This is a genomic window from Microbacterium sp. AC035, from assembly GCF_979258485.1.
The window spans coordinates 1,133,251-1,147,468 of sequence record NZ_OZ409858.1; the positions used below are offsets into that span (position 1 = coordinate 1,133,251).

The following is a 14,218-nucleotide window of genomic DNA, read 5'->3' on the forward strand; positions in this document are numbered from 1 at the left end:
GCTTTAGGACTCGTCGCGGCAGCTAAGAAGAAGCAGACCGCCGAAAGGCATGCGGCCATGGTAGCAGGGATGCGGATTCCCGTCGGACCGAGCGTGAGACGATCATGCGAGGCGAGACACTGTCAGGCATGAGCACAACGCACAGTCGCATGCTTCTCGCCGCAGCCGCCCTCGCTGGCGTGCTCTGCATCGCCGGATGCGCCGCAGGTTCCGGCGCCTCCCCCGCACCGACCGACGCCGGCTCGCTCGCCTGGGACGCCGCGAGCATCGCGCCTCCCGAGGGGCGGGTGATCGGCACCGGCACTGTGCTCGACGTCGCGGGTGAGCCGCAGCTGTGTCTCGGCATCGTCCCAGAGTCGGCCCCTCCACAGTGCTCGGGGATTCCGCTCGACGGATGGACCTGGGACGACGTGGACGGCAGCGAGACCAGCGGTGGCACCACCTGGGGGACGTACGCCGTCTACGGGATCTATGACGGCGAGCGGTACGCCGTCTCCGACCCCCCGATCATGCTCGCGCTGTACGACCCGATCCGACCTGAAGACCCGTCCGCAGGAATCGAGGGGACGACTGCTGAAGCCGACCTCGCGCGGATACGGGACGAGCTCGCGGCGTCTCTCGGTACCGAAGCACTCACCGTCTGGACCGAGCGCGGGTATGTCTGGATCCAGGTCGTCTGGGATGACGGAACTCTGCAGGATGCCGTCGACTCCACCTACGGCGACAGAGTCGTGTTCGTGACCTCGGCGCTGCGCGAGATCGACTAGTCCGACGGGATCAGTGCGAGCTTGCCGCCCGGGTGCCCGTAGGCGAGGAACGCGAGCGCTGGCGGCGCATCCTCCAGCGTGAAGGTCCTTGCCAGCGGGACGACCAGCTCTCCGGCCTGCGCGAGCGCGACCAGTCGTCCTCGAACGGCATCTCGGAAGCGCGCGCTGTCGAGCATCGATCCGGCGATCGCCCGGATGCCGTCGCTGTTCGCCCTTCCGAAAGCGGCGATCGTCACGATGCGGGCACGGTCGGCGACGAGTTCGAGCGAGACGTCGACGGCTTCGTCGGTGCCCACGGCATCGAGCCCCGCAGAGATGCGCTCCCCGGCTGCGGCGTCTCGGACCCTATCGGCGAGGCCGGATCCATAGCTCACGGGAATGCCACCGAATCGCTCGACGACATCGAACCTGCCGCCGCTGGCGGTGCCGATCACCCGGATGCCGCGCAGCGCCGCCTGCTGAAGCACGCTCACCCCGACCGCGCCGGAGGCGCCGTGCAACAGGATCGTCTCGCCGGGAGCGACACCCGTCACACTCAGCATCTCCGCCGCCGTGGTGCCGGCGAGAAGCAGATTCGCCGCCTCAGGATGCGTGAGTGTGGTCGGCTTCTTGAAGGCCTTCTCCGCCGGGATCGTCAGCTCAGTGGCGTACCCGCCCCTCACGCGGAACGCGACGACCTCGTCGCCGACCGCGGCTTCACCCGACCCGATCCTCGTGTCCGGTCCGAGCGCCGTGATCTCACCCGAGACCTCGTAGCCGATCGGCACCGGCAGTTCGGCGCCAGGCCTGGCCGCCGCTACATGCTTCGCATCCGCCGGGTTCACTCCGGCGGCGCGCACACGGATGGTGACCTCACCTGGGCCTGGACTCGGCACCTCGTACTCGACGAACTGCCAGGCATCAGGCGAGCCCCACGAGGTGGCGATCCAGTGGCGCGCCATCAGAATCCGAGACGTCCGAGCTGCTTCGGGTCGCGCTGCCATTCCTTCGCGACCTTCACATGAAGCCCGAGGAACACGCGAGTGCCGAGGAGCTCTTCGATGCCGACGCGAGCACGGCGTCCGACGTCGGCCAGACGCTTGCCCTTGTGGCCGATGATGATCGCCTTCTGGCTGTCGCGCTCCACCACGATCGACGCGTGCACATCGGTCAGGTCGGTTCCCTCGCGGGGGGCGATGTCGTCGATCACGACCGCGATCGAGTGGGGAAGCTCGTCGCGAACACCGTCGAGCGCCGCCTCCCGGATCATCTCGGCGATGCGGTCCTCTTCCGACTCGTCGGTCGTGACTCCCTCGCCGTAGAGAGCGGGCCCCACCGGCATGAGGGCGAGGACTTCATCGGCGAGGACCTCGAGCTGATCGTTCGTGAGCGCGGAGATCGGGATCACTGCGTCCCAGTCCTCGCGCAGTGCGTCGACCTCCAGGAGGCGTTCGGTGATCTCGTCGCGCCCTGCGGCATCGGTCTTGGTGACGATCGCGATCTTCTTGGCCCGGCGATATCCATCGAGCGAGGCCGCGATGCGGCGATCGCCCGGACCGACCTTCTCGGTCGCCGGCACGCAGAAGCCGATCACGTCGACGTCACCGAGCACCTGCTCGACGAGGTCGTTCAAGCGTTCACCCAGAAGAGTACGGGGCTTGTGGATGCCGGGGGTGTCGACGATGACGAGCTGTCCCTCCGGGCGGTTCACGATTCCACGGATCGCCCGACGAGTCGTCTGCGGCTTCTCGCTGGTGATCGCGATCTTCTCGCCCACCAGCGCGTTCGTGAGAGTGGACTTTCCGACGTTGGGCCGCCCCACGAAGGTCACGAACCCGCTCCGCGTCTGCTCAGTCATCGTTTCCGTCTCTCTCATCGGCGGTGTGTCCCGCATCGTCTGCGGCGCGTTCGACGAACACGGTCGCGATTCCACGGCCTCGCCCTCGAGACGCGCCGCCGGTGAGGGTCAGTCCCTCCACCGTCGCTGTGGATCCTGGTTGCGGAACCTGGCCGAGTGCCTTGCCCAGCAGCCCGCCGATGGAGTCCACGTCCTCGTCCTCGAGTTCGAGGCCGAACAGGTCGCCGACGTCCTCCAGCGAGAGTCGGGAACTCACGCGGTAGCGTCCGTCGCCCAGTTCGACGACCTCGGCCGATACCTGATCGTACTCGTCGGAGATCTCGCCCACGAGTTCCTCGATGAGGTCCTCCAGCGTCACGAGTCCGGAGATGCCGCCGTGCTCGTCGATCACGAGGCATACGTGCACGGCGTCGCGCTTCATCTGCTGAAGCAGCGTCTCGGCTCGCATGGATTCGGGCACGAAAGTCGCCGGCCGCGAGATGGGACGGATGGACGCGGTGCGCCAGGCGTTCTCATCACGGAAGGCGAACAGCACGAGGTCTTTCAGATACAGCACGCCGACGACGTCGTCGGCGTCGTCGTCGACCACCGGCATGCGCGACACGCCACGCTGCAGGAACAGCGTCATCGCCTCGCTCGTCGTCGCAGTCGCGTCGACCGTCACCATCTCGGTGCGCGGCACCATCACCGCGCGGACGAACTGATCGGTGAAGTCGAATACCGAGTGGATGAGGTCGCGATCGTCGGCCTCGATCAGGTCGTTCGAGGCGGCCTCGTCGACCATGCTGAGCAGCTGCTCCTCGGAGGTGAAAGTGCTGCGTCCGCGTCCGGGGGTCACGCGGTTGCCGAGAACCACCAGCCCTTGGGCGAGCGGACCGAGGATGATGCGAAGCCCACGGACGATCCGCGCGTTCGCACGGAGCATCCCCTCGGCGTGGTGCCGGCCGAAGGAGCGAGGGCTCGCCCCCACCAGCACGAAGCTGATGCCCGTCATCAGCAGGGCCGCGGCGAGCATCGCCCACCAGATGTTGTCGAACAGGATGCTGAACGCGACCGTGACGAGCACGGCGGCAGCCGTCTCCGCGAGCACGCGGATGAACGCGACGGCGTTGACGTGTGCGTCCGGGTCAGCCGCGATTCGCACCAGCTGAGGGCCGTTGCGCCCCTCGGCGCCCATCTCCTCGATATCCGAGCGCGACGTGACGCCGAAGGCCGCGTCGATCGCCGCCATGAGTCCGCCGAAGGCGACGAGCAGGACGGCGCCTGCGAGCAGGAGAGCCGCGGTCATCGTCGACGTTCAGCCGCGGCGAAGCCCTGGATGAGCTCCTTCTGCAGTCCGAACATCTCGCGCTCCTCTTCGGGCTCGGCGTGGTCGAAGCCGAGGAGGTGCAGCAGCCCGTGCGTGGTGAGCAGGATCAGCTCGTCCATGAGCGTGTGGCCGGCCGCCTGCGCCTGGGCCTCCGCGACCTGAGGGCACAGCACGATGTCTCCGAGCAGCCCCGGCGCTGTGGGGCGGTCTTCGGTGCCGGGGCGCAGCTCATCCATCGGAAAGCTGAGCACATCGGTAGGGCCCGGCTCATCCATCCACTGCACATGGAGGGCCTCCATGGCACCCTCGTCAACGAGGACGATCGCGACCTCGGCATCCGGGCTCACGTGCATCTGGGCGAGATTGAAGTCGGTGAGTCGCTGCAGCACGGTCTCATCGACATCGATCGCGGACTCGTTGTTGATCTCGATCATGGCTGTGCTCGTTTCATCAGGAGAGGCCTCGTTTCGGCGTCCGGTCTCGGGGCCCTGGTCTCTGCGCGCCGCGTCGCTCTGCGCGATTGGCGAACTCCGCCGCCTGCTCGCGCTCGAAACGCTGCGCCGTGCGGCGCTCGTCGTACTCGCTGTACGCGTCGACGATGCGGCCGACAAGAGAGTGACGCACCACGTCCTCACTCGTGAGTCGCGCGAAGTGGATGTCGTCGATGCCGTCGAGCACGCGAGTCACGAGGCGGAGCCCCGAGGATCCCTGCGGGAGGTCGACCTGGGTGATGTCGCCCGTGACAACCATCTTCGAGCCGAAGCCGAGACGAGTCAGGAACATCTTCATCTGCTCGGGCGTCGTGTTCTGCGCCTCGTCGAGAACCACGAACGAGTCGTTCAGCGTTCGTCCGCGCATGTACGCGAGCGGTGCGACCTCGATCGTCCCCGTCGCCATCAGACGAGGCACGATCTCGGGGTCCATCATCTCGTTGAGCGCGTCGTAGAGCGGACGCAGGTACGGGTCGATCTTGTCGGTGAGGGTTCCGGGGAGGAAGCCGAGCCGTTCGCCTGCTTCGACTGCGGGACGCGTCAGGATGATCCGCGTGACCTCCTTGCGCTGCAGCGCCTGGACGGCCTTCGCCATCGCCAGATAGGTCTTGCCCGTTCCGGCCGGACCGATGCCGAACACGATCGTGTTCTCCTCGATCGCGTCGACGTACTCCTTCTGGCCCAGGGTCTTCGGCCGGATGACCTTCCCGCGGGTCGACAGGATCGCCTCGCCGAGCACCTCGCTCGGGCGGGGTCCTCCGTCGTTGCGGAGCATGCGAGCCGAACTCGTGACATCACTCGGAGCGAGGTCGTGGCCGGCCTTGGTCATCGTCATCAGCTCGTCGACGAGGTTCTTGGCCTTCGCGACGGCATCCGCCGAGCCGGTGAGAGTGATCTCGTTGCCGCGGACGAGGACCTGCACGTCGCGATGCTCCTTCTCGAGCATCCGCAGCAGGCGGTCCTGCGGTCCGAGCAGCTGCACCATGGCGACGCCGTCGGCGTAGATCTTCTCGACAGCGATGTCGGATGCGGTGGCAGGGTCGTTTTCGTCAGAAGCCAACGAGCTTGTTCTCCTCGATATTGCCGAGCACATGGGCGTGCACGTGGAAGACGGATTGGGCGGCGCTCGCGCCGTTGTTGAAGATGAGGCGATACTCGCCGTTGGCGTGCTCTGCGGCGAGCTGCTTCGCGACGGCGACCATCTCGGCGAGAAGCCCAGGATCGCCCTGAGCGAGCTCGGTGACGTCGCGATAGTCCTCGGTCTTCGGGATCACGAGCGCGTGCAGCGGCGCCTGCGGATCGATGTCGCGGATCGCGAACACGCGGTCGGTGTCCAGCAGGATCTCACCCGGGATGTCGCCGTTCAGGATGCGCGTGAAGATCGAGGGTTCGGACATGTTCCCAGTCTACTGACCGCAGCCTGGCAGGGCCCGTCGCGAGATCACCAGCGCCCGAGCGCCACGGACAGGACCGCGATGGCTGCGGGGCCGGCCGTCGAGGTGCGCAGCACCGTGTCTCCGAGCAGCACGCGCTCGGCCCCGGCGTCGGACAGCTTCGTCAGCTCGTCGTCCGAGATGCCGCCCTCCGGTCCGACGACGAGCACGATGTCTCGACCGTCGGGCTCGAGCTCCGACAACCGGGTGGTCGCGCTCGGGTCGAGCAGCAGCACGCGCTCGGAAGACGCGCGCTTCACGAGATCTGCGGTCGACGCGGGAGCCGACACCTCAGGCACCCAGGCACGGTGCGCCTGCTTGGCGGCCTCGCGGACGATGGTCGACCAGCGCTCTCGGCCCTTGAGGGCCTTAGCGCCCTCCCATCTGGAGATGCTGCGGCTCGCCTGCCACGGCACGACCTCGTCGACGCCGAGTTCGCAGGCGGCCTGCACTGCGAGCTCGTCGCGATCACCCTTCGCGAGCGCCTGCACGAGGACGAGACGAGGAGTGGGTGCGGGGTCGACGGACCGCTCCGACACACGGACGTCGACGCGAGACGGCGACACCTCCTCTGCGACGCCCGTGAGCCAGACACCCGAGCCGTCTCCGACGGTGACCGCTTCACCGACGCGGAGCCGCCTGACGACTGCGGCGTGCTTCGCCTCCGCGCCGGTGAGCGACACCAGATCGCCGACCGCGGCATCCGACGAGTTCTCGACGAGGAAATGGAGTGCCATGAGCGCCGTCCGGATCAGTGCGAACGGAAGCGGTCGCGGAGCTTCGAGAACAGTCCCTGCTGGAACTGCGCGAGCTGCGGGCCCGGTGCTTTGGTCTTCTTCGCGAAGTCCTCGATCAGCGCGCGCTGCGCCGAATCCAGTTTCGTGGGCGTGACCACCTGCACGCCGACGCGCAGGTCGCCGCGCTGGTTTCCCCGCAGAGGGGTGATGCCGCGACCCTTGATGGTCAGGACGTCGCCCGACTGCACGCCCGAGCGGATCTCGAGATCGACCTCGCCGTCGAGTCCTTGGATCGTGGTCTCGGTGCCGAGGACAGCATCAGGCATCGACACCTCGAGCGTGGCGAGCAGGTCGTCACCGTCACGGCTGAACGAGGGATGCGGGTTGACGGAGACCTCGACGTACAGGTCGCCGTTCGGGCCACCCGCCTTGCCGACCTCGCCGGACCCGGGAAGCTGCAGACGCAGACCAGTCTCGACGCCGGCGGGGATGTCGAGGGAGACAGTGCGGCGGGACCGCACCCGCCCCTGTCCTCCGCAGGTGCCGCACGGGTACGGGATGGTGGTGCCGTAGCCTTCGCAGGTGCCGCAGGGCTGAGACGTCACGACGTTGCCGAGCAGGCTCCGCACCTGACGCTGAACGTGACCGGAGCCGCCGCAGATGTCGCAGGTGACGGGCGACGTCCCCTCCTGGCAGCACGATCCGTTGCAGGTCTCGCACAGCACGGCCGTGTCGACCTCGATGTCGCGATGCGCTCCGAAGACCACGTCGCCGAGATCGAGGTTCACCCGCACCAGCGCGTCCTGGCCGCGTTCCCGACGCGAGCGCGGCCGCGCACCGCGTCCGCCGCCCTGACCTGCGCCGAAGAACGTCTCGAAGATGTCGCCGAAGCCGCCGAAGCCGCCGAAGTCGTTCGCTGCTCCGTCTCCCCCGCCCATGTCGTATCGGCGACGGGAGTCGTCGTCGCTCAGAACGTCGTAGGCGTGCGTCACGAGCTTGAAACGCTCTGCGGCGTCGTCACCCGGGTTCACGTCGGGGTGGAGCTGACGGGCGAGGCGTCGGTACGCCTTCTTGATCTCGTCGGTGGAGGCGTCACGAGAGACGCCGAGTACCTCGTAGTGGTCTGCCACAATGGCCCTTCTGCGTGTGCTGTCATCTGGGCGGCCGCGTCAGCGGGCCGCCTCGTCTTCGTCGAGCATCCGAGACAGGTAGCGGGCCACTGCCCGTGCCGCCGCGAGATTGCTCGGATAGTCCATGCGCGTCGGCCCCATCACGCCGACGCGCGCCGTGCCGCTGGGAGCGGCGTAGTTGCTGGCCACGATCGACGCCTCGCCGAGTCCGAAAGACGCGTTCTCCGTGCCGATGCTGGCGGCGAGCCCATGCGAGTCCGCCTCCATCTCGCTCATCAGGCGCAGCAGCGTCACCTGCTCCTCGATCGCCTCGAGGATGGGATGGATGCTGCCGCGGAAGTCCTGCTCACGGCGAGCCAAGGTGGCCGCGCCTGCCATCACCAGGCGCTCCTGGCGGAAGGCGCCGAGTTCGTCGATCACGATCGTCGCGAGTGCGCGGAGCACGATGTCGTGCGTGTGGTCGTCGTCGGTCAGGAGCGTCTGCAGCCGCTCGGCCGCATCGCTCACCGCCCTGCCGGTGATCAGCGCCGACAGGCGCGCACGGAGCAGGGCCATGTCGGCGTCGTCGACGTCGACGGGCAAGGGCGCGATCCGCTGTGAGACGCCGCCCGCGTCGGTGACGAGCACGATGAGCAGTCGATTGGGAGCGAGCGCCACGAGCTCGAGATGCGTCAGATGCGCGCGGGCGAACGACGGGTACTGTGCGAGAGCGACCTGGCCCGTGAGCTGCGTGAGCACACGGACGGTGCGCACCATCAGGTCGTCGAGGTCGGAGGGTGCGGTGAGGAAGGATTCGATGGCCGTGCGCTGGGCGACCGAGAGCGGCCGCAACTGCGCGAGGTGGTCGACGAAGACCCGATAGCCCTTGTCTGTGGGAACTCGGCCGGAAGAGGTGTGCGGGGCGGCGATCAGCTCTTCGTCTTCGAGAAGAGCCATGTCGTTGCGGATCGTCGCCGCGGACACGCCGAACGAGTAGCGGTCGACGATCGACCTGCTGCCGACGGGCTCGTGGGTCTCGACGTAGTCCTGCACGATCGCGCGGAGAACCTGAAGGCCTCTTTCACTGACCATCGCGACTCCCTCCTCTTGGCACTCACTGGCTACGAGTGCCAATTCTACCCGCCGACGCCGACCAGGTGCTGATCGCCATACGATGAGCCCATGAGTGTCGCCCCACAGGTCGCCGTGTCTGCCGGAATCGTGCGTGGCGAGGCCATCGACGGCGTTCGGCGCTTCCTCGGCATCCCGTACGCGGCGGCGCCGTTCGGGCCGAACCGCTTCCGTGAGCCTCAGCCGGCTCTCTCGTGGGCCGGCATCCGCGATGCCACGGCATTCGGACCCACCGCACCCCAGCTTCCGTACGCCGGTGCCATAGGCGAGCTGCTGGGCTCGGTGGAGATCCCCGGTGAGGACATCCTCTCCGTCAACATCTGGGCGCCGCGGGATGCCGACCGAGCCCCGGTCGTCCTCTGGATCCACGGTGGCGCGCTCGAGCGAGGCACCGCGGCGCTGCCGTTGTACGACGGCGCCGGGTTCGCGCGTGCCGGGATCGTCTTCGCCTCGATCAACTACCGACTGGGCTCCGAAGGATTTTCCGTTCTCGACGACGCTCCCCGGAACCTCGGATTGCAGGACGCTGCGGCGGGCCTCGCCTGGGTGCACAGCGAGATCGCCTCGTTCGGCGGAGATGCCGGACAGATCACGGTCATGGGCGAGTCCGCGGGCGGTGCGATCGTCGCGGGACTGCTCGCGAGTGAATCGTCGCGTGCGCAGATCGCTCGGGCCATCATCGAATCAGGGCCTCTCGAAGCGCAGACGGCGAAGAAGGCCGGCCGCGTGACCGCCCAGCTCGCGAAGCGGCTCGAGGTCGCCGCCGACCGAGCGAGCTTCGCGACGATCTCCCCCGAGCAGCTGCTCGAGGCACGGCTACAGCAGGCCGCAGGGTCGTCTCCGCTCGGCGGAGCCCCCGGGTTCCAGTTCGCGGTGGATGCCGGGTCGCTGCCCCGGTCGCCGCATGAGGTGCTCGCCGACACCGACGTGCCGCTCCTCATCGGGAGCAATACCGACGAGTACCGGCTCTGGTTCCCGCCCGCGGCCCTCGCCGGGATCAGCGAGATGAAACTGCTGCTGGCACGCCTCGCTCTGCGGATCCCCCGCCGAGCGGTGGCGGCCTATCGGTCGGCCTTCCCCGGCGCGACCACCGGCGAGATCTTCGGCCAGCTCGCGACCGACATCATGCTGCGCGCGCCCCTGACCCGACTGGCCCGGGCGCGCACGGCGCCGACCTTTGTCTACGAGTTCGCCTGGCGGAGTCCGGTTCGAGATCTCCGTGCCGCGCACGCGCTGGAACTGGGCTTCGTCTTCGACCGTCTCGGCGACCCCGAAGCGCAGCGGCTCGCCGGGACCGATGCGCCGCAGAACCTCGCAGACGAGATGCACTCGGCGTGGATCTCGTTCATCAAGACCGGTGACCCCGGGTGGCCGGTATTCGGCCCGGAGCGGAACACGCGCCTGTTCGACACGGACAGCGCCACGGTGCCGCAGCGTCGCACGGACGCGCTCGACCTGCTTCCGTAGCCCGGGTCTCTGCTCAGTCGGTGAGCTCGCGCACCACGGCGTCGGCGAGCAGCCGACCGCGCAGAGTGAGTTGCACTCGTCCGCGCACTGCGGCGCCGGCATCGACGAGACCGTCTGCGATCAGACCCGCGACCCTGGTGCGCTTGTCCGGCTGCAGGTCGGCGACGGCGATCCCCTCGCGGATGCGGCTCAGAAGCAGGATCCGCTCCAGCGTCCTGGACTTCTCGTCCGGTCGCTCGGTGCCCGCTGCCGGTGACTCCGAAGCCGCGAGACGCTGAGCGTACGCGGCCGGGTGCTTCACGTTCCACCAGCGCAGACCAGCCACATGGCTGTGCGCGCCGGGACCGAAACCCCACCAGTCGCTCCCGCGCCAGTACGCGAGGTTGTGTCGCGAGCGCTGCTCGACGCTTCGCGACCAGTTACTGATCTCGTACCAGTCGAAGCCCGCCGCTGCGAGACGCGCATCGGCGAGCTCGTACATGTCGGCCTGCAGGTCGTCGTCCGGCATCGGCACCTCACCTCGACGGATCTGCCGCGCGAGCTTCGTGCCGTCCTCGATGATCAGCGCGTAGGCCGAGATGTGGTCCGACTCGAACGCGAGGGCCGCATCGAGCGACGTCTCCCAGTCGTCGAGCGACTCCCCCGGTGCTCCGTAGATGAGGTCGACACTGACTGCGAGACCCGCATCCTTCGCGGCTGCGACAGCGGTCGTCACGTTCTCCGGACGGTGAGTGCGGTCGAGGGCAGCGAGCACATGGGGGACCGCCGACTGCATGCCGATCGACAGCCGGGTGACGCCGGCGTCCGCCAGGATTCGAGCGACCTCGGGCGTCACCGTATCGGGATTCGCCTCCACCGTGACCTCGGCGCCGTCGACCAGACCGAACGCGTCTGTCGCGGCGTCGAGCATCCGGGCGAGATCGCCCGCCGGCAGCAAGGTGGGGGTGCCACCTCCGAAGAACACCGTGTCCATCGGGCGCAGCGCGCCGGCATCCGAGAGCACTCGCCTGGCGAGGTCGATCTCCGTGATCAGCGTCGAGGCGTAGTCCTCCTGCTTCGCACCGCGGAGTTCTCCAGAGGTGTAGGTGTTGAAGTCGCAGTAGCCGCAGCGCACCCGGCAGAACGGGACGTGCAGATAGGCGGAGAAGGCTGCGGACGGATCGACCGGCAGATCGGACGGAAGGCGGCCGTCGGCCGGTGCCGGATCGCCGAGGGGAAGCGGGCCGGCCATCAGAGAGGTGCGGCCATCAGACCGGAGTCGCGTACAGCGGCGAGATCGCCCGCAGATAGCGTGCGAACAGCTCACGGCGGCGGCGCTTCACGAGAGCGGGGACGACCCTGTAGAGCAGAGAGTTCGGCGCGTCGAACGCTCGCACCGTGAACCAGACCTCGTCATTGTCCTCGCGCCAGTCGATGTCGAAGGATTCCTCACCGCGCACGACGGACCCACCGACGGTGCCGAGCACGAAGCCGATCCGACGCTTCTCCTCGGTCACGGAGATCACACGCAGCTCGGCATCCGCTCGCATGCTCGCGACCCGGCCGTGCAGGCGCAAGGTCATCCCCGGACCCGCGAACGGTGTGCCCTCCGCATCGAAGCGCTGTTCGACGTCGTTCTTGCTCGGAGCGATCGGCGTGCCCTCGGCGTCGAAGCTGACGCCGGCGTAGGCCGGCCCTGGCGCGGGGCGCACGTCTTCGACACTGAGCCCGGACGCGCGCTGCGCAGTCCAGCTGAGCAGTGCCTCGCCCGCGGACTGGAAGCGTTCGGGGCCGCTGCCGATCCGCCAGGAGTTCTCCGCCGGGATGCTGCGCTCCGGCGGGTACTGCATCAGATCGGGCGCGTGGGTCGCACCCACGGCCGCATAGTCAACCGTGTCGTCTCGGAAAGTCCCGCGCCGCATGATTTCCAGCCTACTTCCCGTTCCCTGGACGATCGCCCCCACGCGCCGAAGACGCTCGGCTCGCGGGCTCCTACTTCTTGTCCTTGCCCTCGACGTCGCCGGAGAGCGCGGCGATGAACGCCTCCTGCGGCACCTCGACCCGACCGACCATCTTCATGCGCTTCTTGCCCTCTTTCTGCTTCTCGAGGAGCTTGCGCTTACGGCTGATGTCACCGCCGTAGCACTTGGCGAGCACGTCCTTGCGGAGCGCCCTGATCGTCTCACGGGCGATGATCCTGGCGCCGATGGCGGCCTGGATCGGCACCTCGAAGTTCTGGCGAGGGATCAGCTTGCGCAGTCGCTCCGTCATCAGCGTGCCGTAGGCGTACGCCTTGTCGCGGTGCACGATCGAGCTGAACGCGTCGACCTTGTCACCCTGCAGGAGGATGTCGACCTTGACCAGGTCCGCCTCCTGCTGTCCGGCGGGCTCGTAGTCGAGCGAGGCATAGCCCTGGGTCTTCGACTTGAGCTGATCGAAGAAGTCGAAGACGATCTCACCGAGCGGCATCATGTAGCGGAGCTCGACGCGCTCCTCGGAGAAGTACTCCATGCCCAGCAGTGCTCCGCGACGCGACTGGCACAGCTCCATCACGGTGCCGACGTAGTCCTTCGGCAGCAGGATGGCCGTCTTGACCATGGGCTCCGACACCGAACCGATGCGCCCGTCAGGGTACTCGCTCGGGTTCGTGACCGTCACGGTCTCGCCCGTGTCGCTCGTGAGCACCTCGTAGATCACGCTGGGTGCGGTGGTGATGAGGTCGAGACCGAACTCACGCTCGAGCCGCTCGGTGATGATCTCGAGGTGCAGAAGACCGAGGAACCCACAGCGGAAACCGAAACCGAGCGCGACCGACGTCTCAGGCTCGTACTGCAGCGAGGCGTCGGAGAGCTTGAGCTTGTCGAGCGCCTCGCGGAGCTCCGCGTAGTCGCTGCCGTCGATCGGGTAGACCCCCGAGAACACCATCGGCTTGGGATCGGTGTAGCCGGCGAGGGCCTCGGTTGCGGGCCTGCGCGCCGTCGTGACGGTGTCGCCGACCTTGGAGAGCCGCACGTCCTTCACGCCCGTGATGAGATAGCCGACCTCGCCGACACCCAGACCCTTGGTCGGCACCGGCTCGGGACTCGACACGCCGACCTCGAGCGCCTCGTGGGTAGCACCCGTGGACATCATCTGGATGCGCTCGCGGGGCGACAGGCTGCCGTCGATCATGCGGACGTAGGTGACGACACCGCGGTACGCGTCGTAGACGGAGTCGAAGATCATGGCTCGGGCAGGCGCGTCGGCGTCGCCCACGGGTGCCGGGATCTCCTTGACCAGGCGGTCGAGCAGCTCCTCGACCCCCACGCCGGTCTTGCCCGAGACGCGCAGCACGTCTTCGGGCTTGCCACCGATGAGGGATGCCAGCTCCTTCGCGTACTTGTCGGGGTCAGCCGCCGGCAGGTCGATCTTGTTCAGCACCGGGATGATGTGCAGGTCGTTCTCGAGCGCCAGATAGAGGTTGGCGAGAGTCTGGGCCTCGATGCCCTGTGCGGCGTCTACGAGCAGGATGGCTCCCTCGCACGCGGCGAGAGAGCGCGACACCTCATAGGTGAAGTCGACGTGGCCGGGGGTGTCGATCATGTTGAGCGCGAAGGTCTCGCCGTCGATCTCCCACGGCATCCGCACGGCCTGGCTCTTGATCGTGATGCCGCGCTCGCGCTCGATGTCCATGCGGTCGAGGTACTGCGCACGCATGTCTCTGTCCGAGACCACGCCGGTGATCTGGAGCATGCGGTCGGCGAGAGTCGACTTGCCGTGGTCGATGTGCGCGATGATGCAGAAATTGCGGATCTGCGCCGAAGGCGTCGCGGCAGGCTGAAGCGGAGTGAGGGCGCGTGGTGACATGTCCTGACGATTCTACGGTGAGGCGAGGCTAATGCCCGCTTCGTGTGATCCGGTGATATTCTGCCGAGGTTGCCCGGGAGCCATCCGTGACACCGGATCCCGTGAGCGATAA

The 14,218-nt window shown here is 67.7% G+C and carries 14 protein-coding genes; 2 read left to right on the top strand and 12 right to left on the bottom strand.

Annotated features, from left to right (window positions below; genetic code table 11):
- Positions 1–128 precede the first annotated feature (128 nt).
- Positions 129–767 carry a hypothetical protein gene (locus ACZ0AA_RS05530; protein ID WP_463512356.1) on the top strand — a complete coding sequence of 213 codons (639 nt, stop codon included), beginning with the start codon at positions 129–131 and terminating at the stop codon, positions 765–767.
- On the opposite strand, the gene ACZ0AA_RS05535 is transcribed toward ACZ0AA_RS05530, so the two are convergent.
- The 9 genes from ACZ0AA_RS05535 to hrcA form a co-directional block, all read right to left on the bottom strand.
- Positions 764–1,708 (bottom strand): quinone oxidoreductase family protein, encoded by a 945-nt coding sequence (locus tag ACZ0AA_RS05535; protein WP_463512357.1) that lies wholly within the window; start codon positions 1,706–1,708, stop codon positions 764–766. The two genes, ACZ0AA_RS05530 and ACZ0AA_RS05535, sit on opposite strands and share 4 nt — an antisense overlap.
- Entirely contained in the window at positions 1,708–2,604 is an 897-nt protein-coding gene (era, locus tag ACZ0AA_RS05540) for a GTPase Era (RefSeq protein WP_463512358.1), read from the bottom strand. Before era ends, ACZ0AA_RS05535 begins: the two co-directional genes overlap by 1 nt.
- Positions 2,597–3,892, bottom strand: a complete 1,296-nt coding sequence (locus ACZ0AA_RS05545; RefSeq protein WP_400859904.1) for a hemolysin family protein — start codon at positions 3,890–3,892, stop codon at positions 2,597–2,599. Before ACZ0AA_RS05545 ends, era begins: the two co-directional genes overlap by 8 nt.
- Entirely contained in the window at positions 3,889–4,347 is a 459-nt protein-coding gene (gene ybeY, locus ACZ0AA_RS05550) for an rRNA maturation RNase YbeY (RefSeq protein ID WP_042537641.1), read from the bottom strand. Before ybeY ends, ACZ0AA_RS05545 begins: the two co-directional genes overlap by 4 nt.
- Positions 4,348–4,363: 16 nt before the next feature.
- On the bottom strand, positions 4,364–5,389 hold the full coding sequence (locus tag ACZ0AA_RS05555; protein WP_400864546.1) for a PhoH family protein: 1,026 nt from the start codon (positions 5,387–5,389) through the stop codon (positions 4,364–4,366).
- 64 nt (positions 5,390–5,453) lie between these two features.
- Positions 5,454–5,801 carry an HIT domain-containing protein gene (locus ACZ0AA_RS05560; RefSeq protein WP_463512359.1) on the bottom strand — a complete coding sequence of 116 codons (348 nt, stop codon included), beginning with the start codon at positions 5,799–5,801 and terminating at the stop codon, positions 5,454–5,456.
- A gap of 44 nt (positions 5,802–5,845) precedes the next feature.
- Positions 5,846–6,574: a 16S rRNA (uracil(1498)-N(3))-methyltransferase gene (locus ACZ0AA_RS05565; RefSeq protein WP_463512360.1), complete on the bottom strand. Its 729-nt coding sequence runs from the start codon at positions 6,572–6,574 to the stop codon at positions 5,846–5,848.
- A gap of 14 nt (positions 6,575–6,588) precedes the next feature.
- Complete coding sequence (dnaJ, locus tag ACZ0AA_RS05570) at positions 6,589–7,704, bottom strand: molecular chaperone DnaJ (RefSeq protein WP_400859899.1); 1,116 nt, start codon at positions 7,702–7,704, stop codon at positions 6,589–6,591.
- Positions 7,705–7,743: 39 nt separating this feature from the next.
- Positions 7,744–8,775 (bottom strand): heat-inducible transcriptional repressor HrcA, encoded by a 1,032-nt coding sequence (gene hrcA, locus ACZ0AA_RS05575; RefSeq protein WP_400859897.1) that lies wholly within the window; start codon positions 8,773–8,775, stop codon positions 7,744–7,746.
- 90 nt (positions 8,776–8,865) lie between these two features.
- On the opposite strand from hrcA, the gene ACZ0AA_RS05580 reads away from it, so the two are divergent.
- Positions 8,866–10,281 (top strand): carboxylesterase/lipase family protein, encoded by a 1,416-nt coding sequence (locus tag ACZ0AA_RS05580; RefSeq protein ID WP_463512361.1) that lies wholly within the window; start codon positions 8,866–8,868, stop codon positions 10,279–10,281.
- A gap of 13 nt (positions 10,282–10,294) precedes the next feature.
- On the opposite strand, the gene hemW is transcribed toward ACZ0AA_RS05580, so the two are convergent.
- The 3 genes from hemW to lepA form a co-directional block, all read right to left on the bottom strand.
- Positions 10,295–11,512 carry a radical SAM family heme chaperone HemW gene (gene hemW / locus ACZ0AA_RS05585; RefSeq protein WP_400859893.1) on the bottom strand — a complete coding sequence of 406 codons (1,218 nt, stop codon included), beginning with the start codon at positions 11,510–11,512 and terminating at the stop codon, positions 10,295–10,297.
- Positions 11,513–11,528: 16 nt separating this feature from the next.
- Positions 11,529–12,182 carry a DUF1990 family protein gene (locus tag ACZ0AA_RS05590; protein ID WP_400859891.1) on the bottom strand — a complete coding sequence of 218 codons (654 nt, stop codon included), beginning with the start codon at positions 12,180–12,182 and terminating at the stop codon, positions 11,529–11,531.
- A gap of 70 nt (positions 12,183–12,252) precedes the next feature.
- A complete protein-coding gene (gene lepA, locus ACZ0AA_RS05595) occupies positions 12,253–14,106 on the bottom strand; it encodes a translation elongation factor 4 (RefSeq protein ID WP_060926148.1) in 1,854 nt (617 codons plus the stop codon).
- Between the last annotated feature and the right edge of the window lie 112 nt (positions 14,107–14,218).

Coding starts and splice junctions, on each gene's coding strand:
- ACZ0AA_RS05555 (WP_400864546.1), bottom strand. CDS start 5,389: ATGGTGCAGCTGCTCGGACCGCAGGACCGCCTGCTGCGGATGCTCGAG.
- ACZ0AA_RS05535 (WP_463512357.1), bottom strand. CDS start 1,708: ATGGCGCGCCACTGGATCGCCACCTCGTGGGGCTCGCCTGATGCCTGG.
- ybeY (WP_042537641.1), bottom strand. CDS start 4,347: ATGATCGAGATCAACAACGAGTCCGCGATCGATGTCGATGAGACCGTG.
- era (WP_463512358.1), bottom strand. CDS start 2,604: ATGACTGAGCAGACGCGGAGCGGGTTCGTGACCTTCGTGGGGCGGCCC.
- lepA (WP_060926148.1), bottom strand. CDS start 14,106: ATGTCACCACGCGCCCTCACTCCGCTTCAGCCTGCCGCGACGCCTTCG.
- ACZ0AA_RS05560 (WP_463512359.1), bottom strand. CDS start 5,801: ATGTCCGAACCCTCGATCTTCACGCGCATCCTGAACGGCGACATCCCG.
- ACZ0AA_RS05545 (WP_400859904.1), bottom strand. CDS start 3,892: ATGACCGCGGCTCTCCTGCTCGCAGGCGCCGTCCTGCTCGTCGCCTTC.
- hrcA (WP_400859897.1), bottom strand. CDS start 8,775: ATGGTCAGTGAAAGAGGCCTTCAGGTTCTCCGCGCGATCGTGCAGGAC.
- ACZ0AA_RS05590 (WP_400859891.1), bottom strand. CDS start 12,182: ATGCGGCGCGGGACTTTCCGAGACGACACGGTTGACTATGCGGCCGTG.
- ACZ0AA_RS05580 (WP_463512361.1), top strand. CDS start 8,866: ATGAGTGTCGCCCCACAGGTCGCCGTGTCTGCCGGAATCGTGCGTGGC.
- ACZ0AA_RS05530 (WP_463512356.1), top strand. CDS start 129: ATGAGCACAACGCACAGTCGCATGCTTCTCGCCGCAGCCGCCCTCGCT.
- ACZ0AA_RS05565 (WP_463512360.1), bottom strand. CDS start 6,574: ATGGCACTCCATTTCCTCGTCGAGAACTCGTCGGATGCCGCGGTCGGC.
- hemW (WP_400859893.1), bottom strand. CDS start 11,512: ATGGCCGGCCCGCTTCCCCTCGGCGATCCGGCACCGGCCGACGGCCGC.